This is a genomic window from Actibacterium lipolyticum (assembly GCF_900184935.1).
GTDB classification, from domain to species: domain Bacteria; phylum Pseudomonadota; class Alphaproteobacteria; order Rhodobacterales; family Rhodobacteraceae; genus Actibacterium_A; species Actibacterium_A lipolyticum.
This window is the reverse complement of the sequence record NZ_FXYE01000001.1, coordinates 1,240,364-1,265,197: the sequence shown is the minus strand read 5'-3', so window position 1 is coordinate 1,265,197 and position 24,834 is coordinate 1,240,364. Positions and strand designations below refer to the sequence as shown.

26 protein-coding genes are annotated in these 24,834 nt (G+C 58.0%); 23 read left to right on the top strand and 3 right to left on the bottom strand.

Annotated elements, in window-relative coordinates; translation table 11 throughout:
- Nucleotides 1-10: 10 nt before the first annotated feature.
- Nucleotides 11-1,645, bottom strand: coding sequence for a plasmid recombination protein (locus COL8621_RS06340; protein WP_141137847.1), 1,635 nt, complete (start codon nt 1,643-1,645; stop codon nt 11-13).
- A gap of 755 nt (nt 1,646-2,400) precedes the next feature.
- Between COL8621_RS06340 and COL8621_RS06335 the strand changes: the two genes are divergently transcribed.
- The 8 genes from COL8621_RS06335 to COL8621_RS06295 all read left to right on the top strand — a co-directional run bounded on the left by COL8621_RS06335 (nt 2,401) and on the right by COL8621_RS06295 (nt 8,071).
- Nucleotides 2,401-2,763 (top strand): hypothetical protein, encoded by a 363-nt coding sequence (locus COL8621_RS06335; protein WP_093966424.1) that lies wholly within the window; start codon nt 2,401-2,403, stop codon nt 2,761-2,763.
- A 160-nt stretch (nt 2,764-2,923) separates the two neighbouring features.
- Nucleotides 2,924-3,160, top strand: a complete 237-nt coding sequence (locus tag COL8621_RS06330; RefSeq protein WP_093966423.1) for a pyocin activator PrtN family protein — start codon at nt 2,924-2,926, stop codon at nt 3,158-3,160.
- A gap of 10 nt (nt 3,161-3,170) precedes the next feature.
- Nucleotides 3,171-3,428, top strand: a complete 258-nt coding sequence (locus COL8621_RS06325; protein ID WP_141137846.1) for an ATP-dependent DNA helicase RecQ — start codon at nt 3,171-3,173, stop codon at nt 3,426-3,428.
- Between the two features lie 548 nt (nt 3,429-3,976).
- Complete coding sequence (locus COL8621_RS06315) at nt 3,977-4,849, top strand: DUF4747 family protein (protein WP_093966420.1); 873 nt, start codon at nt 3,977-3,979, stop codon at nt 4,847-4,849.
- Nucleotides 4,850-4,860: 11 nt separating this feature from the next.
- Nucleotides 4,861-5,469, top strand: coding sequence for a hypothetical protein (locus COL8621_RS06310; protein WP_141137845.1), 609 nt, complete (start codon nt 4,861-4,863; stop codon nt 5,467-5,469).
- A gap of 625 nt (nt 5,470-6,094) precedes the next feature.
- Nucleotides 6,095-6,988 carry a LysR family transcriptional regulator gene (locus COL8621_RS06305; RefSeq protein ID WP_093966418.1) on the top strand — a complete coding sequence of 298 codons (894 nt, stop codon included), beginning with the start codon at nt 6,095-6,097 and terminating at the stop codon, nt 6,986-6,988.
- 46 nt (nt 6,989-7,034) lie between these two features.
- Nucleotides 7,035-7,586 (top strand): permease, encoded by a 552-nt coding sequence (locus tag COL8621_RS06300; RefSeq protein ID WP_093966417.1) that lies wholly within the window; start codon nt 7,035-7,037, stop codon nt 7,584-7,586.
- Nucleotides 7,583-8,071 carry a hypothetical protein gene (locus tag COL8621_RS06295; protein ID WP_093966416.1) on the top strand — a complete coding sequence of 163 codons (489 nt, stop codon included), beginning with the start codon at nt 7,583-7,585 and terminating at the stop codon, nt 8,069-8,071. The genes COL8621_RS06300 and COL8621_RS06295 overlap by 4 nt, the downstream gene beginning before the upstream one ends.
- Nucleotides 8,072-8,074: 3 nt before the next feature.
- On the opposite strand, the gene cbbR is transcribed toward COL8621_RS06295, so the two are convergent.
- Nucleotides 8,075-8,995, bottom strand: coding sequence for a LysR family regulator CbbR (cbbR, locus tag COL8621_RS06290; RefSeq protein WP_093966415.1), 921 nt, complete (start codon nt 8,993-8,995; stop codon nt 8,075-8,077).
- A gap of 104 nt (nt 8,996-9,099) precedes the next feature.
- Between cbbR and COL8621_RS06285 the strand changes: the two genes are divergently transcribed.
- The 15 genes from COL8621_RS06285 (at nt 9,100) to COL8621_RS06215 (ending at nt 23,389) form a co-directional block, all read left to right on the top strand.
- The gene (locus tag COL8621_RS06285; RefSeq protein ID WP_093966414.1) at nt 9,100-10,107 is read left to right on the top strand and encodes a class 1 fructose-bisphosphatase; all 1,008 of its coding nucleotides are present in this window, start codon (nt 9,100-9,102) and stop codon (nt 10,105-10,107) included.
- 15 nt (nt 10,108-10,122) lie between these two features.
- Nucleotides 10,123-10,995, top strand: coding sequence for a phosphoribulokinase (locus COL8621_RS06280; RefSeq protein WP_093966413.1), 873 nt, complete (start codon nt 10,123-10,125; stop codon nt 10,993-10,995).
- Nucleotides 10,996-11,007: 12 nt separating this feature from the next.
- Nucleotides 11,008-12,993 carry a transketolase gene (tkt, locus tag COL8621_RS06275; RefSeq protein ID WP_093966412.1) on the top strand — a complete coding sequence of 662 codons (1,986 nt, stop codon included), beginning with the start codon at nt 11,008-11,010 and terminating at the stop codon, nt 12,991-12,993.
- A gap of 21 nt (nt 12,994-13,014) precedes the next feature.
- Nucleotides 13,015-14,016, top strand: a complete 1,002-nt coding sequence (gene gap, locus COL8621_RS06270) for a type I glyceraldehyde-3-phosphate dehydrogenase (protein WP_093966411.1) — start codon at nt 13,015-13,017, stop codon at nt 14,014-14,016.
- Complete coding sequence (locus COL8621_RS06265) at nt 14,016-15,221, top strand: phosphoglycerate kinase (RefSeq protein WP_093966410.1); 1,206 nt, start codon at nt 14,016-14,018, stop codon at nt 15,219-15,221. Before gap ends, COL8621_RS06265 begins: the two co-directional genes overlap by 1 nt.
- 11 nt (nt 15,222-15,232) lie before the next feature.
- Nucleotides 15,233-16,312 (top strand): class II fructose-bisphosphate aldolase, encoded by a 1,080-nt coding sequence (gene fba / locus COL8621_RS06260; protein ID WP_093966409.1) that lies wholly within the window; start codon nt 15,233-15,235, stop codon nt 16,310-16,312.
- Between the two features lie 26 nt (nt 16,313-16,338).
- Nucleotides 16,339-17,796: a form I ribulose bisphosphate carboxylase large subunit gene (locus COL8621_RS06255; protein ID WP_093966408.1), complete on the top strand. Its 1,458-nt coding sequence runs from the start codon at nt 16,339-16,341 to the stop codon at nt 17,794-17,796.
- Nucleotides 17,797-17,820: 24 nt separating this feature from the next.
- On the top strand, nt 17,821-18,240 hold the full coding sequence (locus COL8621_RS06250; protein ID WP_093966407.1) for a ribulose bisphosphate carboxylase small subunit: 420 nt from the start codon (nt 17,821-17,823) through the stop codon (nt 18,238-18,240).
- 68 nt (nt 18,241-18,308) lie between these two features.
- The gene (gene cbbX / locus COL8621_RS06245) at nt 18,309-19,238 is read left to right on the top strand and encodes a CbbX protein (RefSeq protein WP_093966406.1); all 930 of its coding nucleotides are present in this window, start codon (nt 18,309-18,311) and stop codon (nt 19,236-19,238) included.
- Entirely contained in the window at nt 19,235-19,933 is a 699-nt protein-coding gene (gene rpe / locus COL8621_RS06240; RefSeq protein WP_093966405.1) for a ribulose-phosphate 3-epimerase, read from the top strand. The genes cbbX and rpe overlap by 4 nt, the downstream gene beginning before the upstream one ends.
- Nucleotides 19,934-20,002: 69 nt before the next feature.
- Nucleotides 20,003-20,947: an MBL fold metallo-hydrolase gene (locus tag COL8621_RS06235; protein ID WP_176438439.1), complete on the top strand. Its 945-nt coding sequence runs from the start codon at nt 20,003-20,005 to the stop codon at nt 20,945-20,947.
- Entirely contained in the window at nt 20,947-21,504 is a 558-nt protein-coding gene (locus COL8621_RS06230; protein WP_093966404.1) for a thioredoxin family protein, read from the top strand. Before COL8621_RS06235 ends, COL8621_RS06230 begins: the two co-directional genes overlap by 1 nt.
- Nucleotides 21,501-22,160, top strand: coding sequence for a phosphoglycolate phosphatase (gene gph / locus COL8621_RS06225; protein ID WP_093966950.1), 660 nt, complete (start codon nt 21,501-21,503; stop codon nt 22,158-22,160). Before COL8621_RS06230 ends, gph begins: the two co-directional genes overlap by 4 nt.
- Entirely contained in the window at nt 22,157-22,840 is a 684-nt protein-coding gene (locus tag COL8621_RS06220) for an HAD-IA family hydrolase (RefSeq protein WP_093966403.1), read from the top strand. The genes gph and COL8621_RS06220 overlap by 4 nt, the downstream gene beginning before the upstream one ends.
- Nucleotides 22,841-22,960: 120 nt before the next feature.
- Complete coding sequence (locus COL8621_RS06215) at nt 22,961-23,389, top strand: protein tyrosine phosphatase family protein (protein ID WP_093966402.1); 429 nt, start codon at nt 22,961-22,963, stop codon at nt 23,387-23,389.
- A 20-nt stretch (nt 23,390-23,409) separates the two neighbouring features.
- On the opposite strand, the gene COL8621_RS06210 is transcribed toward COL8621_RS06215, so the two are convergent.
- A complete protein-coding gene (locus COL8621_RS06210) occupies nt 23,410-24,780 on the bottom strand; it encodes an aspartate aminotransferase family protein (RefSeq protein WP_093966949.1) in 1,371 nt (456 codons plus the stop codon).
- Nucleotides 24,781-24,834 lie beyond the last annotated feature (54 nt).

Below are 24,834 nucleotides of genomic sequence, written 5' to 3'. Positions count from 1 at the left end.
CGAACCATCATTATGCCCGGACCAGCACCCGCTGACGTTCAATCCTGAAGACCCGCATCGGCTCCCGCTCTGTGTCAACATGGAGTCGAGCCCTATGCGGGTCTTTCGCGTTTTTGGGTTCATGTTTGCCGACCTCGAGATCAAACCCTCTCAGGGTGGCGGCGAACTCAAGGACATCTACGCCTCGACCAAGTTCTGCCGCCAAGTCCGGCCGTTCATCACATAGGTGCTGTGACTGCCATGTCGCCACCCACATTTTCCGCAGCGTCAAATTTGGGAGCTCGTCGATCTGCTTCTGAAGAGCCTCGGCGTCTGTGCCCTTCTGAATGAAGAGCGCATCGGGAAATGCCTCGCGACCCAGCGGCAATGGCTCACCATCGATGATATTGTTCATAGCTTCAGGTGGCTTGCGATCTTGCTCGATATAGGCCTTCGCAATATCGGCCGCGGCCTGCAAGTTTTCAGCCGCCTGCCGTTGGACGACGTGTTGCCGCTTCCGCAAATTGAAGACTTTCTTCGCCAGCCCTGTGAGAATGCCATATGCGGGCCGAACGATGTCCATCAGGGTTCGACGCTCCTTCTTTGACTTCGGGGCGGCCGGTCCGAATTCCAGCCCTTCTTCGTGTTCCGCTGTAGGCACGCGGTAGTCGAGCGCGCGGGTTGCAATCGCGTTACTTCCAACATGCATTGCGTGGCACAGCGCATCAGCTTCAGCTTTGCTCTTCTCCGCCGCAGCGACTGTTGCCCTTGCCGCCGCCTCACGGGCTTCGGTGTCGGCAACCCTCCGGTCCAACTCCATCTCCCGCGCGTCAAGGATCTCCTGCCGTTGCTCTTGCGCGCTGTCCCAAGCCGCGTAGCCACCTTCACGCGCTTCGTAGCTCGCCAGTTCTTCCTGAGCCGTTTTCACCCTCTGGTACTCCGCTCGGCTGTACCTGCTTCGTCCAGGACCGAGCCTGAGAAGCCCGGCGGGTCCGAACACTTCGCGGTGAACGTCGTCCTGCCATTTTACCATGGCATCCCTGTAAGCTCGGCTCGCCAATTTTGTACGAACCTCTCCCTTGGGCAAAGGACCGTCATTCACAGCTTTCTTCGCCACTCGTCCCGGGTGGAGATTGTCGACGCGCCCCCGAACCGGATCAACGGCCACGATATGGAGGTGAAGGTGTTCCTCATCCAAGTGGAGGACACCACCTAACACCCGCCCGCCGGCTTCAGAAATTCTATCGGTTTCGAATTGGAGGGCTTGTTCGAGGACGTCCATGCACTCCGCCTTGACCGCTTCATCTGCGAGGGCATCTTCTGTCCGGACTGGCAAAGAAAAAACGCTGACATAGAGCGACGACGCGTCGGACCGGAGTTTGCGCCGCAAGCCTTTCTTCCCATACGCCTCCTGTATTGATGACGCAGCCTCGTGCTGGTCCCTCATCTCTTGGAAAGTCGCAGCGACGCCGGGGAGGATCTGAGGCCCGGGACGTTCATTGATGACATGTTCGGAAGCCCCGGGAAGACGCTCGAGCTCGTCGAATATCTGCTGCGCCGTCCAGGCCCTCTGACCGTTCTTGCGATACATGGCATCGTCCCCGCCCGCGCCGGTTCTGCCCTTGTTCGACCAGACTTCCATGTGTGCGAATTGATAGCCTTGCATGCTGCTCCACCTCCTTGTTTTTGTTGGTTGGGTGGAGCGGAATTAGTGACACGGTCGGGCGTCCCGAAACGGAAGTACGATGGGCGCGAAGCGTCCTCGGTACATATAGGGACCGACTATGTGTATTGCGCGCTACGCTGGCTCCATACACCGTCGGCTCTCCGAGGGCCGCTGCCGCGGGGCCTCCTGCGCGGAGAGCGGCAGGGTCATCGTTCGCCACTCCCCCTGCACCCCCTGGCGTCTCCGACGGGTCAGGCAAGGTCGTTCCGCACTCCTTCCCCGATACCCCATCCTGCTCGCGCCCCGCGCGGCCTGGAAAGGGTGCCCCTCTCCAGGACCTCTCCCATGGCGATGCAGGAACGAACGAACACGGTCAGAATCCCTCGCAAGTAGAGGCGACGGGCCGCCGCTTTCGATCCTCGCCTTCCTTGTGAGGCGTGCCCCGAAAACGCCGGGCTACACAGCAAGATCGATAGGGAGATCGTCGCAAGACTCGAAACTTCTCCCTGACGACCCAGTGCTGTTTTCGAAGCAGGTCTTTGTTGCGAGACCCGCTTCGAAAGCAGCACGGGTTCAAAAAGAACTACATGGCAGACAGCTCAGACGGACCGGAACAACCTCTCTGCAATGTAGACGCACTGGCCTTTTTCTTGCTCCAGCGCACCCATCGGTCCTCCTGCCGATGGGCCTTGAAATATGGCACCGAATGTTCCGGGCAGCATGGTGTTGCCCAGCGGTTGCCAAGGAGACCCGGAATGGGAAAACAACAAACCATCGTTATCGATCGCGCAACCGGCGTACCGCGCGCCACTGGGCAACGTCTTGTTAGGAGCTTCATGGACCGCCACGGGGCTGGTCTCGATGACCTCCTCCGCCGCTTTCCAATGATTTCCGGGACTGCATTCCGTCAGGCGCTCGAAGTACATCTGAAACCAGGCGAAGCATCCATGGAGCTCGCTCTTGCGCTGGATGAGGCGGTCGATACCCTACTTTCGCTTCAGGGTGAAATCATCACTGCCTTACCGGTCGACGCAGGCCGTCGCCTGAATGTCGACGTAGGCCTTCGCTGGTATGCTGCTCGCTTGCATGATCTCTCTCGTGCGGTACGCACCATGTGAAGTGTCGCGGCCCTGTTCAGAAAACCTGTTCAGGGCCACTGCACCGCGAACCTCAAGGGATATTAAACCCTGATCAAAAACTCCTCCGCCCAGAGATGTTCAAACGCACCTCCCCTGCAGGCGCCATGACGATTGCGCCGTTTCAGACACGGAGACCCCAATGAACACCGCATTTATGTTGATGAGCATGTACAACGCACGCGTGATGATCCCGTCCGAGCAGGTCGCACGGGACTGGTTCGACCTTACCAAGGCCAAGTTTCACGAAAAAATCCGCAGCGGTGAAATACAACTGCCACTTATGTCGATGGAAGACAGCCAGAAAAGCCCAAGGGGCGTGCATATCCTCGATCTTGCCTCATACATAGACCAGCGCCGCGGCGCTGCGTCCAAGTGAGGCTGATAGCATGTCAACTTCTATGATACTGCTCGCAGCCTATGGAGCCCAGCCGAACCTCCCGTTCTCGGCTGTCGCGCAAGACTTTTACCAGACCACACCTGAAAACCTTTACAAGCGACTGAGAGCCGGCAAGATCGACACTCTCGGCGCAAGCCCAGAGCGCTTAAAACGCGAGGGCTTTCCCGTCTCCTGGATCAATGAAATGATTGAGGGCCGTCGCAATCAAGCGATAGAGCAGATGCAGAGGTGGAGCCGGCACAAGTAGTGCGGTGGCATGAACAATGTAGTGCCATCATTTTGACGCGTGATTTTCCCGATAGCGGCCTTTGCGACAGCTGAAACAAAAAGTTCGAGGGTTAGATGAAATCAAGGATATTTGGGAGCCTTACCGGGGCCGCGGTGGGATTCATGATTGGCGGTGGCACCGGCATTGTAGGAGGGATCTTCGGCGCGGTTGCAGGTGTTCTGGTCTTCACGGCCATAGGAGCCGCTTGGGGGTGGAGCGCAGGTCCTGACCTTGTGAGAACAATTCAACGGTGGCGAGGCAGGTAATGGCCCGGAACTGACCTTCAAACCTGGCGCTACAGCTGGGCACTTCCATCCCAACGCGGTTGACGCCAGACGACAACTTAGCCTGCTATGGCAACTGTATGTTGCCGCGCGGACGCAGGTATCACCTCAGCATGGAAGCCAGTAGGTCGCGGGCATGAGCCCGATGGCTCATAGGCCGTTTTGCGTCGAGTCGCTGTAGCCTTTCCCCCCGTTTTGTGCATACGTATCGGGCATAAGTTGCATTTGATAAGAGGCTCCAAGATGCCACGCCCTTCAAAAATTGAAGTTTCAGCGATCAACCTTCGGATACCAGCAGACAAACCGCGAAATTACTCAGACCTGATTAAGAGAATTTTCGACAAACGAGTTGCAGTAAAGGTTTACGGCGATAGCTTTGTGGCCATTACCCAATACAATGCGAAATCTGGCTTAGGCGTTTTTTCAAAGTATTCCGAAATTGATATTGACGGAGATTGGTTTGACATCGAAGATTTCGGGCCAGCAGATCCGGAGAAGGTTGACGAGGTTTCTATTCCAGAAACATTGCGCCCAAACTTCTCTGCTTTTTACTTTGAGCTCGACGACGAAAGCCATGTTCTCTCCTTTGAATCCTATTCGGAGTCCAAGGGGCTTAGCGCGCGCTCTGTGGAGCGCTACTTTAAGGAGGCGCTTTCGGACGACGCAATCATCGAAGAGTTTGGTTGGGTAGAAGCTGATGTAGTTAAGAGCTACGGTGAAGTCGAGAGGATCATCAACCTCCCAAACCTCAAAGAACTCAGGATCGTGATCCGCCGCCCGAACCCGGACGATTTGTCCGGAGATTTTGCTGCGCGAATTGAGGAGCGCTTGCGCGAACAAAACGGCGAAGAATATGAAGAGGTGACACGCTCCAAGGACACCGACGGCCTCAAGCCGAACGAGCGCACGAAGAAGCTCGCCATCGTTGGTGCGGAGAACGGGGAGGTCTCTGGGAAGAGTATCGTTAACGGGGTACAAGTACCTCATACTACTAAAGAAAAGCCTGAGAAAATTGTCGATACCTATAACAAGGAAGAAGTCGATACGCGCACGATGTTTAGGAAGCTGGCGGGCAGGATGATAGAATCAATCAAGCAGCGCCGCGCTTCAACATGAGGTAGCTGAAGTTGTTTGAAAATCTCAGGAAGCTATATGTCCACTATGGCGGCATGAAGGCCATTGTGAAGTCCAGCTATTTCTGGGTTTCGGTCCTTTTGGCAGTGCTATCCTACCAATCCATTGCAAGCTACGAGTGGACGGACAAAGCTGTGAGCGTAATGCCTTCGCTCACGGGATTCACTATTGCAGCTTTCGCCATTATTTTTGCTATTTTGGATCCGGAAATGTTGCGAAAGCTTGTGGCCGCAGACGATCAGGGTCGCTCGCCTATAGCGGAGATTGCCGCGTCAATTGGTCATGCAGTATTTATTCAAGTTTCTGCGATGATCATCGCAATTTCGTCGAAACTCGTTGACCTAAACACGGCAGTCATCACCGCCGCAGACTGGATTTGCTCCAAGGGTTATTCGCCAAAGATATTTGTTTGTGCGATTGACTGGTTGGCGTTTTCTTTTTCTGCAATAGGGCTTTTCTTCACGTATTATGGCGTGATGCTCGTTCTGGCTGCAATCCTTTCAATAGTCCGAATGCAGTTAATTGTGGCAGCTGCAACGAAAAGCAAACCCGCCAAACCAACTAAGAAACCCTCAACGCCATCCCCACCGCCGTCTCAATAACCAAGCGGGGAGACATTTTGGGGCCTTCTAAAGCCTTCGGGCCCGCAAATCCGCAATTTGAAACACCGCAATACAGATGCCGCTTCCTGCGCTCAATAGACGTCCCAATCGCCAGCTCGAATGTCGAGTTGCTGCTCACTTCAGCCGTCGATGTCATAGGCAGGGAAAGTCCGCTTCCCGCCCAAACTCGTCGGCCAATGGAGCAAAGGAGGTGTTTGTCCAGAGCGCACTATGTTATTGCCTGCATGCATTCGAAGTTGGTGACGTGAATTAAGGTGCAACATTCAGTGCAACAAATTCCATCTGCCAGCGTTTTTGCCAATAAAACAAAGCCCCTTAGGCTCCCTCTGCACCATCCATCATGGGCGCAACGCTCAACTTCGCGGATTGTTTAGCGCTAGGTTCCAAGGGTTTGCCTCCAGACCAAGTTCACTGTGCGCGGGGCACGATTTCTGACGTCCTGTTCCTCGACGAGGTGTCGGGATTCGATTGCGCTTGGGTTTAGCACAGTCCGACCGCAAGGAAACGGGTCTCCCACGCGCAACATTTCCCAAGGTCCCTCAAGAAACAAAAGCAGGCGCAATGCTCTTTCCCTTGGTCAAGGTTCAGTGCAAGTATCCAAAACATGATCGACAAGCTGGAAATGTTCATCGCGCTCGCCAAGGCAGAGCATTTTGGCCGGGCCGCCGAAGAATGCGGCGTGACACAGCCGACCCTTTCAGCCGCGATCAAACAGCTTGAAGAACAGCTTGGCGTGATGCTTGTCTGGCGCGGTTCCCGCTTTCGCGGGCTGACCCCGGAAGGGGCGCGCGTGCTGGAATGGGCGCGGCGTATTGTGGGCGATACCCGCACCATGCGCGAAGAAATGCGCGCCGTGAAACAAGGCCTGTCCGGCAAGCTTCGCCTTGCCGTGATCCCCACCGCCCTTTCGATGGTATCCGATCTGACCACCCCGCTTTCGTCACGACATCCGAACCTGCGTTTTACCGTGCTTTCGCGCACATCGGCCGACATCTTGCACTTGATTGAGAACCTCGAGATTGACGCAGGGATCACCTATCTTGATAACGAACCGCTGGGCCGCTTAACGACCGTTCCCCTTTATTCTGAACAGTATTACCTTGTCGCACGCGCTGGAACGCATCTGTGCGAACAGCCTTTTGTTACATGGTCCGAGGTTGCCAAGCTGCCGCTTTGCCTGCTGACCCCAGACATGCAAAATCGCCGGATCGTCAATGAACACCTTGCGCAAAACGGCGCAGAGGTTGAACCGCGCCTAGAGTCCAATTCCGTCATCACACTGACGTCACATGTTTTGACCGACAATTGGGCGACCATCCTGCCGCTGAAATCAGCCGAGTTTTTCATGCGATCCGGCGAACTTTCGGCGGTTCCGATCAAGCAGCCAGAGGCAAAGCATCTGGTCGGCCTCGTCGCCCCTCATCGTGAACCCTATACCCCTGTGCTAGAAGCGCTTTTGAACGCGGCACGCAAACTTTCATACGATCCCCCAAATTGAACCAAGGCCAATTGCGTCCCCGCGTGGGGCGTGACACATATTTTCCATGCAAACTGAAAGCCCGCCGCCCGGCTCAAGCACTCCGCGGAAATTGATTGATGGAAGCCTAATTTTCATCACGCTGATTGCCGTCATCGCCGGCGTGGCTGTTTGGATACAAAAAGGCAGCGCGCGTTTTTGGGAAATTTTCGCCCATGAAACGTGGTTCACCATAGCACTTACCCCCAAAATACTTGCGGGCGTCTTTATCGCTTCGTCCCTGCCCTTTTTGATTTCGCGCGAACGCATTCAGGCGCTGATTGGTCCTGACAGTGGGCTTCGCGGTTTGGCGATTGCGACCCTTGCCGGGGTTATCATCCCCGGTGGGCCAAGTGTCACTTTCCCTCTGACGATAGGCTTGATGACAGCCGGTGCAGATTTGGGTGCTGGCGTCGCCTTGGTATCTGGATGGGTCTTGATCGGGCTGAACCGTACATTGATTTGGGAGCTTAGCTTCCTACCGCCAGAAGTTGTCGCGCTTCGCGTGGCGCTGTCCCTTCCTGCGCCAATCATCATGGGTTGGGCCGTCCGGCGCTTTATGAACCGAGGCGCGCAATGAACATATTGATCGGTACTTTGCTGCTGTGGGGGCTTGCCCTGATCACGTTGCGCCGAATGACGCGCCAAGCTAAGGGCGAATTGCCAGACGTTTTTGCCCGCACGCGAACCACGATGGCCTTCATGATCCCGCGCGTTTTCGTTGGCCTTGTTGGCGCGGGATTTATGGCGGAACTGTTACCAGTTGATCAGATCGAGCAATATTTTGGCGAAGGTTCCGGTTTTTATGGGATCATACTGGCAACGGCGCTTGGCGCGATAACCCCCGGTGGCCCGTTTGTGGCGTTTGCAATCGGTGCGGCCTGCTTGAAAGCTGGCGCAGGGCTGCCCCCATTGATCGCCTATATCACCGCTTGGTCTGTTATGAACCTGAACCGTGCTTTCGCTTACGAACTTCCTCTGATGGGACGGCAGTTTCTATTGCTGCGCAGCGCGGTTTCCCTGCCGCTTCCGCTTATTCTTGGCGGGCTGATGCTGCTGTTTTAACAGCTATGACGGTAAAAACGCACCATGCTGTTCCGAAATGAACGTTTCTACGCGTGCCCCTGCGGCGCTTAATTCAGTATCGGCGCGATGGATCAGGAACCATTGGCGCAAAATGGGCAATCCTTCTGCTTTCAACTCTACCAAACGGCCAGAGTGCAATTCTTCGGTCACTGTGTGCCTAGAAATCAACGCGATCCCAAGCCCCGCAATGACGGCCTGCTTGATCGTTTCGTTCGACCCCATTTCCACAGACGTATAGGTTTTGCCCTGCCCCAGCCGGTCAAGGTGGCGCACCATCAAGATTCGCGTGCCAGACCCTTCTTCGCGGGCAAGGAACGTTTCTTTGATCAGCTCCTCTGGGGGAACAAGGTCCAGCCCTGCAAGCGGATGATCGGGGGGCGCGATCATCACGTGCGGATGCGGCCCAAGGGGAATGGACACCACCGCAGGCGCACGCGGCGGCCGCCCCATGACCGCCATATCGATCGAACCATTCTGAAGCCACGCCACCACGCTGTCGCGGTTGCCGACTTTCATCTGAACTTCGATTTTGGGGTAAACCTTCTGTAACTGCGCCACCAACCCCGGGGCGAAGTATTTGCCCGTGGACACGATGCCAAGCACGACCAAGCCTTCCATCCCACGGTTCAGCGCCCGTACATGGTCGGCGCAGGCATGCAATGTGGCGTCGATACTTTGCGTCGCGGACAGCACGACCTTGCCCTGACGGGTCAACGTTGCCCCACCACTGGCGCCCCGATGCAGCAACTTGGCCTCGAAATTCTCTTCTAGTTGGCGAAGCTGCGTATGCACAGCCGGCGGCGTCAAACCAAGTTCGTTCGCCGCATGCGTTATCGAGCCGCACGCTGCAACCGCAGAAAGAGCACGTAACTGTTTGAAAGTAACGGCATCGGGCCTGCTCATTAAATTTTCCTAAAGCCGATTTCCATCTTATTAAATTCTATAATCCCTCCCCCTCTGAGATAGCAAGGGTATTGCGCACCTCGGTGCCAACTCGGGAGGAAATCATGCAAACGGTCGAACCGATTGAAAAATCGGCGCTGATCCCTGACGCCCTGCGGCCATTGATGCTGGCACTGGCAGAGGTGGGCGCGGAATTGGCGCGGACCATACAGCGCGGCCCGCTTGGCGGGTCACTTGGGGCCGAGGTCGGCACCAACATGGGGGGCGACGGTCAAAAGGCGCTCGACATCATGGCGGATGATGCGTTTGCGGCAAAGTTGAAGCACACGTCGGTGCGCTGGTACGCCTCCGAAGAACAAGACGAGGTGATCGAGCTGAACCCAAAAGGCCAGTACGCACTGGCCATTGATCCGCTAGATGGGTCATCCAATATCGACGTAAACGTTTCTATTGGTACGATATTTTCAATCTTTGACGCCAAGGACGGCGCAAACGCAAGCGTTCTGCGCCCAGCATCGGAACAGCTGGCGGGTGGTTATATCATCTATGGCCCGCAGACGATGCTGGTGGTCACCTTTGGGCAAGGCACACAGCAATATTTGCTGGAACCTGACAATCGCGATTGGGTGCTGGTCAATTCGGCGGTGAAGGTGCCGGAAACCTCGCGCGAGTTTGCGATCAACGCGTCGAACTATCGCCACTGGCCGCAACCCGTGCGCGCCTATATCGACGATTGCCTTGCCGGCGAAGAAGGCCCCCGCAACGCCAATTTCAACATGCGCTGGGTGGCGTCTCTGGTGGCTGAAACGCACCGCATCCTGACCCGTGGCGGCGTGTTTCTTTATCCCGGCGATGGGCGCAAAGGGTACGAAATGGGCCGCCTGCGCATGGTCTATGAATGTGCGCCGATCGCATTCCTGATCGAACAGGCGGGTGGCGGGGCCACCGATGGCCACGACCCGATCATGGGCAAAACCGCCCCCGAACTACACGCCCGCACGCCCTTCGTTTTCGGCTCGACCGACAAGGTCAGCCGCGTGGCGGCCTATTTTGACCTGCCCGAACAAGAAGTCTCTGCCCTGTTTGGCAATCGCGGCCTGTTCCGCGCCTAAGAAAGCATTCAACCAATGAGCAAAAAGCACCCGATCATTTCTGTCACAGGTTCGTCCGGCGCGGGCACATCGACCGTAAAACACACGTTCGATCAGATTTTCCGCCGCGAGGGGATCAAGGCGGTATCGATCGAAGGGGACGCCTTTCACCGCTATAACCGCGCCGAAATGAAGGCCGAACTGGAACGCCGATATGCGGCGGGCGACACCACCTTCAGCCATTTCAGCTATGAAGCAAACGAGCTGAGCGAGCTGGAGCGTGTGTTCCGCGACTACGGCAAAACCGGCACTGGCAAGACCCGCCACTACGTTCACGATGATGATGAATCCGCCCGTTACGGCGTGCCGCCCGGTGAATTTACCGGCTGGGCCGACTTTGAGGATGGCAGCGACCTGTTGTTCTACGAAGGGCTGCACGGCGCCGTTGTGAATGACGAGGTGAACCTGGCCAAACACGCGGACCTGAAGGTTGGCGTGGTGCCCGTGGTGAACCTTGAGTGGATCCAGAAAATCCACCGCGACAAGGAAAAGCGCGGCTACACGACCGAGGCCGTGACCGACGTGATCCTGCGCCGGATGCACGCCTATGTGCACTGCATCACACCACAGTTCACCCAAACGGATGTGAATTTCCAGCGCGTGCCGGTCGTCGATACATCCAACCCGTTTATCGCCCGCTGGATCCCTACCCCGGATGAAAGCCTTGTGGTCATCCGCTTCGCCAATCCGCGCGGGATCGATTTCAGCTACCTGACGTCGATGATCCAAAACAGCTGGATGAGCCGCGCCAACTCCATCGTCATTCCCGGCGGCAAGATGGATCTGGCGATGCAGCTAATTTTCACCCCGATGATTGATCGCCTTGTTCACGAATCCAAGCGCGCCTGAGGAGGAGCCGAGATGAACCAGATGAGTGTATCAACCGCCAACGAGGCGATCATGGCAAACGCCATCCGCGCCTTGACGATGGACGCCGTTCAGGCCGCCAATTCTGGCCATCCCGGCATGCCCATGGGCATGGCCGATGTTGCCGCCGTCTTGTTCAACCGCTTCATGCAGATCGATCCAAGCGCGCCCAAGTGGCCCGACAGGGACCGGTTCGTTCTGTCCGCCGGGCATGGATCGATGCTGATCTACGCGATGAACCACATGCTGGGCTATGCCGACATGGGCATGGACCAAATCCGCAACTTTCGCCAGATGGGATACCGCACTGCGGGCCACCCGGAATACGGCCATGCTGACGGCATCGAAACGACCACTGGCCCGTTGGGTCAGGGCATCACCACCGCGGTTGGCATGGCCTTGGCCGAACGCATGCACAACGCCCGGTTTGGCGACGATCTGGTCGATCACTTCACCTATGTCATCGCGGGCGACGGTTGCCTGATGGAAGGCATCAGCCACGAGGCCATCGACATGGCCGGTCACTGGGGCCTTGGCCGCCTGATCGTGCTGTGGGATGACAATGAAATCACGATTGATGGCTCTACGGCGCTGTCGACCTCTACCGATCAAGCCGCGCGTTTTGCGGCATCGGGCTGGCACGTGCTGGCCGTCGATGGGCACAACACTCAGGAAGTCGCAGACGCGATTGAAGAGGCACGCAAAGACCCCCGCCCGACCCTGATCGCCTGTAAAACCGTCATCGGCTATGGCGCGCCGAACAAACAGGGCACCTCGGCCACGCATGGTGCGCCTTTGGGCGACGAAGAAATCGCCGCAACCCGCGCCGCCCTTGGCTGGAACCACCCGCCGTTTGAATTGCCCGAAGAAGCGTACAGCGCATGGCGCGCTGTCGCCGCCCGTGGCAAAGCCGCACGTAACGCGTGGGAGGGTCGGCTTGCCGCTGCATCTGACCGCGATGCATTTAACGCCTCGCTTGCCGCGCCGGACGCCAAGGCGCTGCGCGATGCGATCAATGGATATAAGGCCCGGCTTTCTTCTGATGCGCCCAAGGTCGCCACCCGCAAGGCCAGCGAAATGGCGCTTGAGGTTGTGAATGCCACCCTGCCCAACACCATCGGCGGATCAGCCGACCTGACCGGCTCCAACAACACCCGCACCAAAGGGATGGAGCCTGTAAGCCGCGACAATTACGGCGGGAATTACATCCACTATGGCATCCGTGAACACGGCATGGCCGCTGCGATGAACGGCATCGCGCTGCATGGTGGGTTCCTGCCATATGGCGGCACGTTCCTTGTGTTCACCGACTATTGCCGACCCGCCATCCGCCTTTCCGCGCTGATGGAGGTGCCCGTCGCCCATGTGATGACCCATGACAGCATCGGCCTTGGCGAAGACGGGCCAACCCACCAGCCCGTCGAACATATCGCCAGCCTGCGCGCGATGCCGAACCTGAACGTGATCCGCCCCTGCGACGCCGTCGAAACCGCAGAAGCGTGGGAGGTTGCCGCGACCGCCGACAAGACCCCCAGCATTTTGGCGCTGTCCCGTCAGGGGCTGCCAACCCTGCGCGACGCGCATACTGACGCCAATATGGTCGCCCGCGGTGCCTATGTCCTGCGCGAGGTTTCGGGCGAACGCGACGTGACCCTGATCGCCACCGGGTCCGAGGTGGAACTGGCCGTTGTCGCCGCCGGCCTATTGGCGGCCGAAGGCATCAAGGCCGCCGTGATCTCTGCCCCCTGCTTTGAGCTGTTTGCGGCGCAAAGCGATAACTATCGCGCCACGGTCCTTGGCACCGCGCCGCGCGTCGGGGTCGAGGCCGCCGTGCGCCAAGGTTGGTGTGAAATTTTGGGTGAAAACAGCGCCTTTGTGGGGATGAGCAGCTTCGGCGCGTCGGCCCCCATCAATGATCTTTACACGCATTTCGGCATCACAGCCGACGCCGTGGCCAAAGCGGCCAAGGCACTTCTTTAAGACACGAATAAGGGACGGGACATGACTGTAAAAGTTGCAATCAACGGCTTCGGGCGCATCGGGCGCAACGTGCTGCGCGGGATTATTGAATCGGGCCGCACGGACATCGAGGTCGTCGCGATCAACGATCTGGGGCCGGTCGAAACCAACGCGCATTTGGTGCGTTACGACAGCGTGCATGGCCGCTTTCCCGGCGATGTAAAAGTTTCGGGCAACACAATCGACGTGGGCCGTGGCCCGATTACCGTTACAGCAGAACGCAACCCCGCAGACCTGCCATGGGATGGCGTTGACGTCGCGATGGAATGCACCGGCATTTTTACCGCCCGCGACAAGGCCGCGCTGCATCTGAAAAACGGGTCCAAGCGGGTGTTGGTTTCTGCCCCTGCTTCGGGTGCGGATAAGACGATCGTTTTCGGCGTGAACCACGACACGCTAACGGCGGATGACACCGTCGTTTCCAACGCATCCTGCACAACGAACTGCCTGTCACCCGTTGCCAAAGTGCTGAACGATGCCATCGGCCTAAATCGCGGGTTCATGACAACGATCCACAGCTATACCGGCGATCAGCCGACGTTGGATACGATGCATTCCGATCTGTACCGCGCCCGCGCTGCGGCCAGCAGCATGATCCCCACCTCTACCGGTGCGGCCAAGGCCGTTGGTCTGGTTCTGCCCGAATTGAACGGCAAACTGGATGGAGTCGCGATCCGCGTGCCGACGCCGAACGTTTCGGTCGTCGATCTGGTCTTTGAGGCCGCGCGCGACACCTCGGTCGATGAGGTGAACGAGGCCATCCGCGTCGCCGCCAACGGGCCACTGAACGGCGTGCTTGGCTTTACGGACGAGGCCAACGTTTCAATCGATTTCAACCACGATCCACATTCATCCGTCTTCCACACGGATCAGACCAAGGTGATGGACGGTAACATGGTCCGCATCCTGTCTTGGTATGACAACGAATGGGGCTTTTCCAACCGGATGGCAGACACCGCTGTCGCGATGGGGGCGCTGATCTGATGACCATTACACCCATCACTGACATGAATGTGGCTGGTAAGCGGCTTGTCGTGCGGGCGGATCTGAATGTTCCGCTGGCAGATGGCAAGGTTGCCGATGCCACCCGTATCACCCGCTTTGCCGAAGGGATGAAACCCCTTCTGGCCCAAGGCGCGCGGCTGGTCATTCTCAGCCATTTGGGCCGCCCTTCCGGCGAATTGAACCCGGCCTTTTCCCTGCGTCAGATTAAGCCAGCGCTGGCTGAAGCGCTGGGTCGCCCCGTGACTTTCAACGAAACCTGCGCCGGGCCGGTTGCCGAAAACGCAGCTGCACAGTTGCAGGATGGCGAGGTTCTGTTGTGCGAAAACGTGCGCTTTGAACGCGGAGAAGAGGTGAACGACACCAACCTCGCCCGTCAATTCGCGGCCCTTGGCGACATCTATGTGAACGATGCGTTTTCCTGCGCACACCGCGCGCACGCCTCAACCGCTGCGATTGCCGATCTGATGCCCGCAACCGCGGGCCCCCTGATGATCGAAGAAATGGACGCGCTGACCCGCGCGTTAGAGGCCCCCAAGCGACCGTCGGTGGCAATTGTCGGCGGCGCGAAGGTTTCCAGCAAAATCGCCGTGTTGAAACATCTGGTACAAAAGCTGGATGCCGTGATCGTGGGCGGCGGGATGGCCAACACCTTCCTGTTCGCCAAGGGCGCGCCGATGGGCAAATCCCTGCACGAGGCCGATCAGGTTGAAACGGTGAAAGAGATCCTGCTGCTGGCCAAAGCCGCCAAATGCGAAATCCTTTTGCCCGAAGACGTGGTTGTCGCGAAAGAGTTCAAGGAAGGCGCGCGCAAGAAGATCGTGCAGTGGGATCGCTGCCCTAAAGACGCGATGATCCTTGATGCGGGCACCGCTGCCCTGCGCCAGTTCCAAGGCGTTCTGGCTAGCGCGCAAACGATCCTGTGGAACGGCCCGCTGGGCGCGTTCGAAATTCCGCCCTTTGATCATTCGACCATGGCCCTTGCCGAAACGGCGGCAGAGCTGACCCGCGCCAAGCTGTGCGTTTCGGTTGCCGGTGGCGGCGACACCGTGGCGGCGCTGAACGCGGCCGGAGTGGCGGGCGATTTCACCTATGTCTCCACCGCTGGTGGGGCCTTTCTGGAATGGCTGGAGGGGCGCGTCCTCCCCGGCATCGCGGCGCTGCAACGCGCCGATCAAGCAGCCTGACGGAGGATATCATGGCGCTTATCACACTAAGGCAGTTGTTGGATCACGCAGCCGAAAACGGCTACGGCGTTCCTGCCTTCAACATCAATAATATGGAACAAGGGCTGGCGATCATGGAAGCGGCGAAAGCCGTGGACGCCCCCGTAATCCTTCAGGCAAGCCGCGGCGCGCGGTCCTATGCGGGCGACGTTATGCTGCGCCACATGGTTCAGGCTCTGGCCGAAATGTACCCAGACATTCCCGTCTGTATGCATCAGGACCACGGCAACAACGAAGCGACCTGCCTGACCGCGATCCGCCACGGGTTCACATCCGTGATGATGGACGGTTCGTTAGAGGCGGATATGAAAACCCCCGCCTCGTATGACTATAACGTTGATATCACCCGCCGCGTGACCGAATCCGCCCATTGGGTTGGCGCATCGGTCGAAGGTGAACTGGGTGTGCTGGGCAGCCTTGAAACCGGCGAGGCCGGCGAGGAAGACGGTTCTGGCGCGGTTGGCAAACTGACCCACGATCAACTTCTGACTGACCCCGATCAGGCCGTCGATTTCGTGCTGAAAACCAAATGCGATGCGTTGGCTATCGCCTGCGGCACCAGCCACGGCGCCTATAAGTTCACCCGCAAGCCGACTGGCGACATCCTTGCCATGTCTACGATCGAGGCGATCCACCACAAGCTGCCCAATACGCATCTGGTGATGCACGGGTCTTCCTCGGTGCCGCAGCAGTTGCAGGACCTGATCAACGCCTCGGGCGGTGAGATGCCGCAGACCTATGGCGTGCCCGTCGAAGAGATCGAACGCGGCATCAAAATGGGCGTGCGCAAGGTGAACATCGACACAGATTGCCGAATGGCCATGACAGGCCAATTCCGCAAGATCGCTCAGGAAAAGCCGCAGGAATTCGACCCGCGCAAGTTCCTGATCCCCGCAATGGACGAGATGAAGACGCTTGTCCGCGACCGGTTCGAGCGGTTCGGAACCGCAGGCCATGCCGCCAAGATCAAGGCGATCCCGCTGGATGATATGGCCGCCCGCTACAGCGCGGGCACGCTCGACCCACACACAGCTGCTGCCGCAGCTGCCTGACCCAGAAGGAGAGTAAAATGAACAAGATGACCGATGCAAAGACAGTGACGGGGGCCAAGCGTTACGCGGCTGGCGTCATGAAATATGCGCAAATGGGTTACTGGGAACCGGATTATGTGCCCAAGGACACGGACGTAATCGCGCTGTTCCGCATCACTCCGCAGGATGGCGTTGACGCAATCGAAGCCGCCGCAGCGGTCGCCGGTGAAAGCTCCACCGCGACGTGGACCGTGGTCTGGACCGACCGTCTGACGGCTTGTGACAAATATCGCGCCAAAGCCTATCGGGTTGATCCTGTCCCCAATGCCGAAGGCGAGTATTTTGCCTATATCGCCTATGATCTGGACCTGTTCGAAGAAGGCTCCATCGCTAACCTGACGGCCTCGATCATTGGGAACGTGTTTGGCTTTAAACCGCTCAAGGCCCTGCGTCTGGAAGATATGCGCCTGCCCGTGGCCTATATTAAAACCTTCCAAGGTCCGGCGACAGGTATTGTCGTCGAACGCGAACGCCTGAACTGTTACGGCCGCCCTCTGCTAGGCGCGACTGTTAAGCCAAAGCTGGGCCTGTCGGGCCGCAACTATGGCCGCGTGGTCTACGAGGCGCTGAAAGGCGGCTTGGACTTCACCAAGGATGACGAAAACATCAACAGTCAGCCCTTCATGCATTGGCGTGACCGCTTCCTTTACTGCATGGAAGCTGTGAACCGTGCATCGGCCGCGACTGGCGAGGTGAAAGGCACCTATCTGAACGTCACAGCCGGTACGATGGAAGAGATGTACGAGCGGGCCGAATTCGCCAAATCGCTCGGCTCTGTCATCATCATGATCGACCTCGTGATCGGGTACACCGCGATCCAATCGATGGCCAAATGGGCGCGTGATAACGACATGATCCTGCACCTGCACCGGGCTGGCCATTCGACCTATACCCGCCAGCGTTCGCACGGTGTCAGCTTCCGCGTGATCGCCAAGTGGATGCGCCTTGCCGGTGTTGACCACCTGCACGCAGGTACCGTTGTCGGCAAGCTGGAAGGTGATCCCGCCACGACCAAGGGTTACTACGACATCTTCCGCGAGGAATATAACCCGATGGCGCTGGAAAACGGCATCTTCTTCGATCAGGACTGGGCATCGCTGAACAAAATGATGCCGGTTGCGTCCGGCGGTATTCATGCCGGCCAGATGCACCAGCTGCTGACCTATCTGGGCGAAGACGTGGTTCTTCAATTCGGTGGCGGCACGATCGGCCACCCCCACGGCATCGCGGCAGGCGCAACCGCCAACCGCGTCGCGCTTGAGGCGATGGTCTATGCCCGCAACGCAGGCCGCGACATCTGGAACGAAGGCCCGGATATCCTTCGCGATGCGGCCAAAACCTGCACCCCGCTGGAACAGGCGCTTGAGGTCTGGAAAGACGTCACGTTCGATTACGCCTCGACCGACGCGCCCGACTTTGCGCCGACGCCCGAAGTTTCGGCCTGATCCAACCATTCAAGGAGATTTAAGATGCGTCTTACACAAGGCACCTTCAGCTTCCTGCCGGATTTCACGGATGAAGACATCCGCCTGCAGGCACAATACGCCATCGACCAAGGCTGGGCCGTTTCGGTGGAATACACCGACGATCCGCACCCCAAAAACAGCTATTGGGAAATGTGGGGCCACCCGATGTTCGATAACCCCGACGCCGCCGCCGTGGTGTTCGAGGTGAACGAATGCCGCAAGGAACATGGCGGTAAGTACATCCGGGTCATCGCGTTTGATTCAACCCCGGGCTGGGAATCCATCCGGATGTCGTTCATCGCAAACCGCCCTGCCGAAGAGCCCGGGTTTAAGCTGATCCGTCAGGAATGCGAAGGCCGCACCGTGCGCTACACCATCCAGTCTTACGCGTCTGACCGCCCCGAAGGGCACCGCTACGCCTAAGGCGATAACGCTTGCCCGGGCCGCGCTGGCCCGGGCACCGCAATGAATTGATATCCAGGAGCGTACCCATGAGTGCCAAGGACACCACCGTGTCATCGACCGTCGATCTTGCCGAAGTATTCAAGGAAAGCGGCGTGCAGGACGTCCTGCGGGAACTGGACGAAGAACTGATCGGGCTGGCCCCCGTCAAGGACCGTATCCGCGAAACCGCCGCGCTTTTGCTGGTGGATCAGGCCCGCCGTGACATGGGGTTGGCGACCGAGACCCCCACCCTCCACATGAGCTTTACCGGCAACCCCGGCACCGGCAAGACGACCGTCGCGCTGAAGATGGCCGACCTGTTGCACCGGCTGGGCTATGTCCGTAAAGGGCATCTGGTGACGGTCACGCGGGATGACCTTGTGGGCCAATACATCGGCCACACCGCGCCTAAAACCAAAGAGGTGCTGAAAAAAGCGATGGGCGGCGTGCTGTTCATCGACGAGGCCTATTACCTTTACCGTCCCGAAAACGAACGCGACTATGGTCAAGAAGCGATCGAGATTTTGCTACAGGTGATGGAAAACAACCGCGACGACCTTGTCGTGATCCTTGCCGGGTATGGCGACCGCATGGACAGGTTCTTTCAGTCGAACCCCGGTTTCCGTTCCCGCATCGCCCACCACATCGAATTTCCCGACTATTCAGACGACGAACTTGTGCAGATTTCCGAAAAGATGCTGGACGATCAAAATTACGTTCTTAGCAAGGGTGCCAAGGCTGCGCTGAAGGAATATATTGACCTCAGACGCAAACAGCCGCATTTCGCCAATGCCCGCTCGATCCGCAATGCGTTGGACCGTGCGCGGCTACGTCAGGCGAACCGCCTGTTTAAAACCGCCAAAGGGCCGCTCAACGCAGAGCAGCTTAGCACAATCGGCGAGGAAGACATTCGCCCCAGCCGCGTGTTCCGTGGAGGGCTGGATGTGGACCGCCGCCCCGAAGGAGACAGAGCATGAGCTTTGACCGTTCCATCAAGATCGCCCCATCGATCCTTTCCGCCGATTTCGCCAATTTCGGCCAAGAAATTCAGGCCATTGAGGCTCAGGGCTGTGACTGGGTCCATGTTGACGTGATGGATGGGCATTTCGTGCCGAACCTGACATTCGGCCCGCCCCTTTGCGCCGCCATCCGTCCGCACATCAAGACGGTGATGGATGTGCATCTGATGATCTCGCCCGTTGATCAGTATATCGAAGCCTATGCCGAGGCCGGCGCGGATTACATCACCGCGCATCTTGAGGCTGGTAATCACACGCACCGCACCATGCAGGCAATCCGTGCAAGCGGTGCCAAAGCTGGGCTGGCGATCAACCCCGGCACCGGCGTTGATGATGTGGAATACCTTCTGGATATGGTCGATCTGATCTGTGTGATGACGGTGAACCCCGGCTTTGGCGGACAAAAGTTCATTCACAGCCAGATCGAAAAGGTCGCCAAGCTGCGCGCCATGATCGGCGACCGCCCGATCCACATTGAAATCGACGGTGGCGTAACGCCTGAAACCGCACCTTTGGTTGCGGCCGCTGGTGCCGACGTTCTGGTGGCAGGTTCTGCCGTGTTCAAAGGTGGTTCGGTTCAAAACCCCGCCCCTTACGGCGAAAACATCCGCGCCATCCGTTCCGCTGCCGAAGCAGTCGCAAAGGCGGCGTGACGCTATGGCGCTGGCGGATCATATTCAAATGTGAATATGCTTTCATATTCCATTTGGGAGGAAACACATATGATCCGTTCAGCCATTCTTTGCACCCTTCTGGCCGCGCCCGCCGTGGCCAGCGAGGATATCCCCGATCAATACCCTCAATCGGTCCTTTATGAAAAACCGGTTGAGGTGATCCCCAACGTCTTTTCGGCCATCGGCGCCACGGCCCCGCCCACTTACGAAAACGCCGGGCATAACAATAACTTGTCGTTCATTATTACGGGCGATGGGGTGATCGTTGTTAACGCGGGCGCGAATGTCGCCCTGTCCCGTGCCCTGCATGATGAAATCAAGGCCGTGACCGACCAGCCGGTAAAGCTGGTGATCAATGAAAACGGCCAAGGCCACGCCATGCTTGGCAATTCCTATTGGGTGGAACAAGGCATCGACGTGCTGGCCCATGTGGACGCCGCGGAAGAGTTCGAAGAATACTCCTATCAGATCCTCGAAGGCATGAAACGCTACGCCCGCGAAAACAGCGAAGGCACGGTGGCACAAGGCCCGACGATCACGTTTGAAGACGAATACATCATCGACATGGGCGACATGCATATCGAGGTGCTGCACCTTGGCCCCGCCCACAGCCCCGGCGACATTCAGGTGTGGCTGCCCGAACAGAAACTGATGCTGGCGGGCGACTTGGCCTTTCACGAACGCATGCCGCCAATCTTCACCGAAACCTGCACAAGCTGCTGGGTGGAGACATGGGAAAACAAGTTTGAACCCATGGGCGCGCTTTATGTCATCCCCGGCCACGGGCACCCGACAAATATGGATCAGGTCCGCCGCTATACCCACGACTACCTGACTTATTTGCGCGGCAAGATTGGCGAACATCTGGAAAACGGCGGCACCTTGGACGATGCCTATTACGTAGACCAGTCGCCCTATGCGCATCTGGATACTTTTGAAGAGCTGGCAACCAAAAACGCTGGCGTTGTTTTCGCGGAGATGGAGTTTGAATAATGGCAGTTACACCCCCCGTTTGTGATTTCGGATGGAAGGCACCTGACTTTTCCCTGCCCGGCACGGACGGCAAGACCTATACGCTTGCTGATATCGCCGGGCCCAAAGGAACGCTGGTGATGTTCATCTGTAATCACTGCCCCTATGTCATCGCTGTGCGCGACCGGATCATCCGCGACGCAAAAGAGCTGATGGAAATGGGCATCGGGGTGGTCGCGATCAGTTCGAACGACGCAACCGCCTATCCGCAGGATGGGTTCGACAAGATGACGGAAGTGGCGGCCCAATTCGCGCTGCCCTTCCCTTATCTATACGACGAGACCCAAACCGTCGCCCGCGCCTATGACGCGGTCTGCACACCCGATTTCTTTGGCTTCGACGCTGATCTGGGCCTGCAATATCGCGGTCGCCTAGATGGATCACGCAAAGAAGCCGGGCCAACTGATCTGCGCCGCGATCTGTTCGAGGCGATGAAACAGGTGGCTGAAACCGGCAACGGGCCAGCGGAACAAATCCCATCGATGGGATGCTCTATCAAATGGAAGGATGCGGCGTGAAAGCGATTATTTTTGATTTGGACGGAACGCTTATCGACAGCGCGCCAGACATCCACGCCGCCGTCAACAAAATGCTTGCCGAGGTGGGGCAAAGCGAACTGACGCTGGACACTGTCCGCTCTTTCATTGGCAACGGCGTGCCCAAGCTGATCGAACGGGTAATCGGCGCCCATGGGTTGGCGATGGACGATCACGCCACCCTTCTGGCGATGTTCATGCGCCACTATGATGCCGATCCGGCCACACTGACCACGCTGTATCCGAACGCGGAAAAGGTGATCACCGATTTCGCGGCCGAAGGGTTTCGAATGGGCATCTGCACCAATAAGCCCGAAGCCCCGACACGTGCCATCCTTGCGGCCTTCGGCATCGATGGCATGTTCGATGTTGTCATCGGTGGCGACACCCTGCCCGTGAAAAAGCCCGACCCGGCGCCACTTAACGCGGCCGTAAAGGCCCTTGATCAAAGCATCACGATCTATGTCGGCGATAGCGAGGTAGACGCCGAAACCGCCACACGCGCGGGCCTGCCCTTTGCCCTGTTCACCGAAGGGTACCGAAAATCGCCAGTGTCAGCCTTGGCCCATGACGCCAAATTCGCCGATTTCGCAGAGCTGCCCGGCATCGTGAACCGTTTGGCCGCCCTGCCCGCATGACCCTGTCTGCCCTGATTTTCGACGTCGACGGCACACTAGCCGAAACCGAAGAGGCCCACCGCGCCGCGTTTAACGAAAGTTTCGCGCGGTGGGGGCTGGATTGGCATTGGACGCAAGACACCTATCGCCAATTGCTGAAAACTACTGGCGGCAAGGAACGCATCGCCGTTTGGCAAGCCGGCGCACCACGGCTAAGCCCCGATGAAATCGCGCAGCTGCATCGCGAAAAAACCGCGCTCTACGCCGAAAAGCTGAACGATTTGGTGCTGCGCCCCGGTGTGCGCGACCTGATTTCTGACGCACGCGCCGCTGGCCTGAAACTTGCCGTGGCCACAACCACCAACCGCCCAAATGTCGAAGCGTTGGCCCAAGCCTGTTGGGGCAAAACAGCCGATGCCATCTTCGACGTGATCGCCGCAGGGGATGAGGTTGCCGCCAAGAAGCCCGCGCCGGATGTATTTCAACTGGCCCTTAAACGGCTGAATTTAAAGGCAGAACAATGCCTTGCCTTCGAAGACAGCCTTAACGGTTTGAAGTCAGCAAAAGCCGCCGGGTTGCGCGTTCTTATGACCGCCAGCGCCTATACCGACGACGAAGATCACAGCACGGCCGACTGGGAATGTCCCTCTTTGCGATTTCAATGTCTTCCAACGCTTCTAAAAGACGCGCTAACGCCGTAAGACGGTAAATGATATCGATGCCCGGTGCGCGCATCGGCTTGCAATGCATTCATAATTTAATATGTATGTTTTGCGACGCCCCGCTTCTGCGCCGCCAAACGGCTTCCGTTGGAGGATAAAATGGAAATACGCCAGATCACGCCGGATTTCGCGGCTGCCCCGCAAATCGCCGCCGCTGACATCGCCGAGGCCGCAGCAGCCGGGTTCAAAACGATCCTGTGCAACCGGCCCGACGACGAAGTCCCCGGGCAGCCCTGTTTTGCCGACATCGAAGCCGCCGCAAAAGAGGCCGGATTGGAAATTCGCTTTCTCCCCCTCGCCCCCGGCGGTCTGTCGATGGAACTGATCAACGAATTCCGTGACGCGTTGGACAGCAGCGATGGCCCGGTTCTGGCTTATTGCCGGTCGGGCACACGCTCCACCACGTTGTGGGGTTTGGCGCAGGCCTGCAAAATGGCACCCGACGATATCCTGAAGGCCGCAGCGCAAGGCGGCTACGACCTGTCCAACGTGCGTCAGATGTTGGAACAGCTGCACGCCTCGGCCTAAGCCACGACGCGCAGCTTCGCTTAGTCGAAATGAGCCTTGATGGCTTTTGCTGTCTTGGCGACAATTTCATCCGCCTCTGGCCGCGTCAGGCATAGGGGCGGCGCGAAACCAATGATGTCGCCCTGAGGCATTGCGCGCCCGATCAACCCGACTTGGGCCATATCGGCGACAATCCCATAAGTGACCTTCTTCGCCGGGTCGAAGTAGACGCGGTTATCGCGATCTTCGACCAGTTCAACCGCACACATCATCCCTTCGCCGCGCACGTCGCCCACGTGGGGATGATCCCCCAGCGCGTCTTGCATCGCCTTCACGAAATACGCTCCCATCGCGCCAGCGTTGCTAACAAGGTTCAGTGAATCCAGCAGCTTTAGGTTTGCCACACCGGCGGCTGCGCCAATCGGGTGTGCGGAATACGTCCAGCCATGGCCAAGTGGGCCGTTTTCATCGGTGCCCTGCTCTAGCACTTGCCAGACCTTGTCACTGATGATCGATCCCGACAAAGGCGCATAGGCCGATGTCAGCCCCTTCGCGATCGTAATGATATCCGGCTTGATACCATAATGAGTGGACCCAAACATTGTACCCAATCGCCCAAAGCCAGTGATAACTTCATCCGCGATCAGCAGGATGTCGTGCTTTTCAAGGATCGGTTGGATTGCCTCCCAATAGCCAGCGGGCGGCGGGACGATGCCGCCAGTTCCCAGCATCGGCTCTCCGATGAACGCCGCGACGGTGTCGGCACCCTCGCGTTCGATCAGTGCCTCCAATTCGGCGGCGCAGTATGCGGTAAATTCAGCCTCAGACTGGTTACGGTCCGCACGGCGATAATAATACGGTGCTTCGGTATGCAGTACTTGTGTCAGCGGCAGATCGAACTTTTTGTGGAACAATTCCAGCCCGGTCAACGACCCCGACATCAACCCGGACCCGTGATATCCCCGCCAACGAGAGATGATCTTTTTCTTCTCAGGAAGGCCTCGTATATTATTGTAATACCATACAAGTTTTATGTTCGTCTCGTTCGCGTCAGACCCGCTTAGCCCGAAATAGACCTTCGACATATGATCCGGCGCGCGGTCCAAAACCATCTTTGACAAGGTGATCGACGCTTCGGTGCCGTGGCCCACGTATGCGTGGTAATAGGCAAGCTCTTTGGCTTGCGCCGCGATGGCATCCGCAATCTCGTCACGCCCATAACCGACGTTCACACAGTATAGGCCGGCAAAGGCATCCAGCAGGCGGTTTCCGTCACGATCTGTGATGTGGCAACCTTTGCCACCGGTGACGATGCGGGCCGGGCTTTCGCCGCGTGCATGTTGTGCAAGGTGGGTCGAGGGGTGAAGGAAATTCTCCCGGTCCCACTGCTCAAGCAGGTCGTTTTTCAGCATTATCTGCCCTTTCGTAATCACAAATGTCGGAACCGCATTGTCGGAAACGTTCGA

Coding starts and splice junctions, on each gene's coding strand:
- COL8621_RS06340 (WP_141137847.1), bottom strand. CDS start 1,645: ATGCAAGGCTATCAATTCGCACACATGGAAGTCTGGTCGAACAAGGGC.
- COL8621_RS06335 (WP_093966424.1), top strand. CDS start 2,401: ATGGGAAAACAACAAACCATCGTTATCGATCGCGCAACCGGCGTACCG.
- COL8621_RS06330 (WP_093966423.1), top strand. CDS start 2,924: ATGAACACCGCATTTATGTTGATGAGCATGTACAACGCACGCGTGATG.
- COL8621_RS06325 (WP_141137846.1), top strand. CDS start 3,171: ATGTCAACTTCTATGATACTGCTCGCAGCCTATGGAGCCCAGCCGAAC.
- COL8621_RS06315 (WP_093966420.1), top strand. CDS start 3,977: ATGCCACGCCCTTCAAAAATTGAAGTTTCAGCGATCAACCTTCGGATA.
- COL8621_RS06305 (WP_093966418.1), top strand. CDS start 6,095: ATGATCGACAAGCTGGAAATGTTCATCGCGCTCGCCAAGGCAGAGCAT.
- COL8621_RS06300 (WP_093966417.1), top strand. CDS start 7,035: ATGCAAACTGAAAGCCCGCCGCCCGGCTCAAGCACTCCGCGGAAATTG.
- COL8621_RS06295 (WP_093966416.1), top strand. CDS start 7,583: ATGAACATATTGATCGGTACTTTGCTGCTGTGGGGGCTTGCCCTGATC.
- cbbR (WP_093966415.1), bottom strand. CDS start 8,995: ATGAGCAGGCCCGATGCCGTTACTTTCAAACAGTTACGTGCTCTTTCT.
- COL8621_RS06285 (WP_093966414.1), top strand. CDS start 9,100: ATGCAAACGGTCGAACCGATTGAAAAATCGGCGCTGATCCCTGACGCC.
- COL8621_RS06280 (WP_093966413.1), top strand. CDS start 10,123: ATGAGCAAAAAGCACCCGATCATTTCTGTCACAGGTTCGTCCGGCGCG.
- tkt (WP_093966412.1), top strand. CDS start 11,008: ATGAACCAGATGAGTGTATCAACCGCCAACGAGGCGATCATGGCAAAC.
- gap (WP_093966411.1), top strand. CDS start 13,015: ATGACTGTAAAAGTTGCAATCAACGGCTTCGGGCGCATCGGGCGCAAC.
- COL8621_RS06265 (WP_093966410.1), top strand. CDS start 14,016: ATGACCATTACACCCATCACTGACATGAATGTGGCTGGTAAGCGGCTT.
- fba (WP_093966409.1), top strand. CDS start 15,233: ATGGCGCTTATCACACTAAGGCAGTTGTTGGATCACGCAGCCGAAAAC.
- COL8621_RS06255 (WP_093966408.1), top strand. CDS start 16,339: ATGACCGATGCAAAGACAGTGACGGGGGCCAAGCGTTACGCGGCTGGC.
- COL8621_RS06250 (WP_093966407.1), top strand. CDS start 17,821: ATGCGTCTTACACAAGGCACCTTCAGCTTCCTGCCGGATTTCACGGAT.
- cbbX (WP_093966406.1), top strand. CDS start 18,309: ATGAGTGCCAAGGACACCACCGTGTCATCGACCGTCGATCTTGCCGAA.
- rpe (WP_093966405.1), top strand. CDS start 19,235: ATGAGCTTTGACCGTTCCATCAAGATCGCCCCATCGATCCTTTCCGCC.
- COL8621_RS06235 (WP_176438439.1), top strand. CDS start 20,003: ATGATCCGTTCAGCCATTCTTTGCACCCTTCTGGCCGCGCCCGCCGTG.
- COL8621_RS06230 (WP_093966404.1), top strand. CDS start 20,947: ATGGCAGTTACACCCCCCGTTTGTGATTTCGGATGGAAGGCACCTGAC.
- COL8621_RS06220 (WP_093966403.1), top strand. CDS start 22,157: ATGACCCTGTCTGCCCTGATTTTCGACGTCGACGGCACACTAGCCGAA.
- COL8621_RS06215 (WP_093966402.1), top strand. CDS start 22,961: ATGGAAATACGCCAGATCACGCCGGATTTCGCGGCTGCCCCGCAAATC.
- COL8621_RS06210 (WP_093966949.1), bottom strand. CDS start 24,780: ATGCTGAAAAACGACCTGCTTGAGCAGTGGGACCGGGAGAATTTCCTT.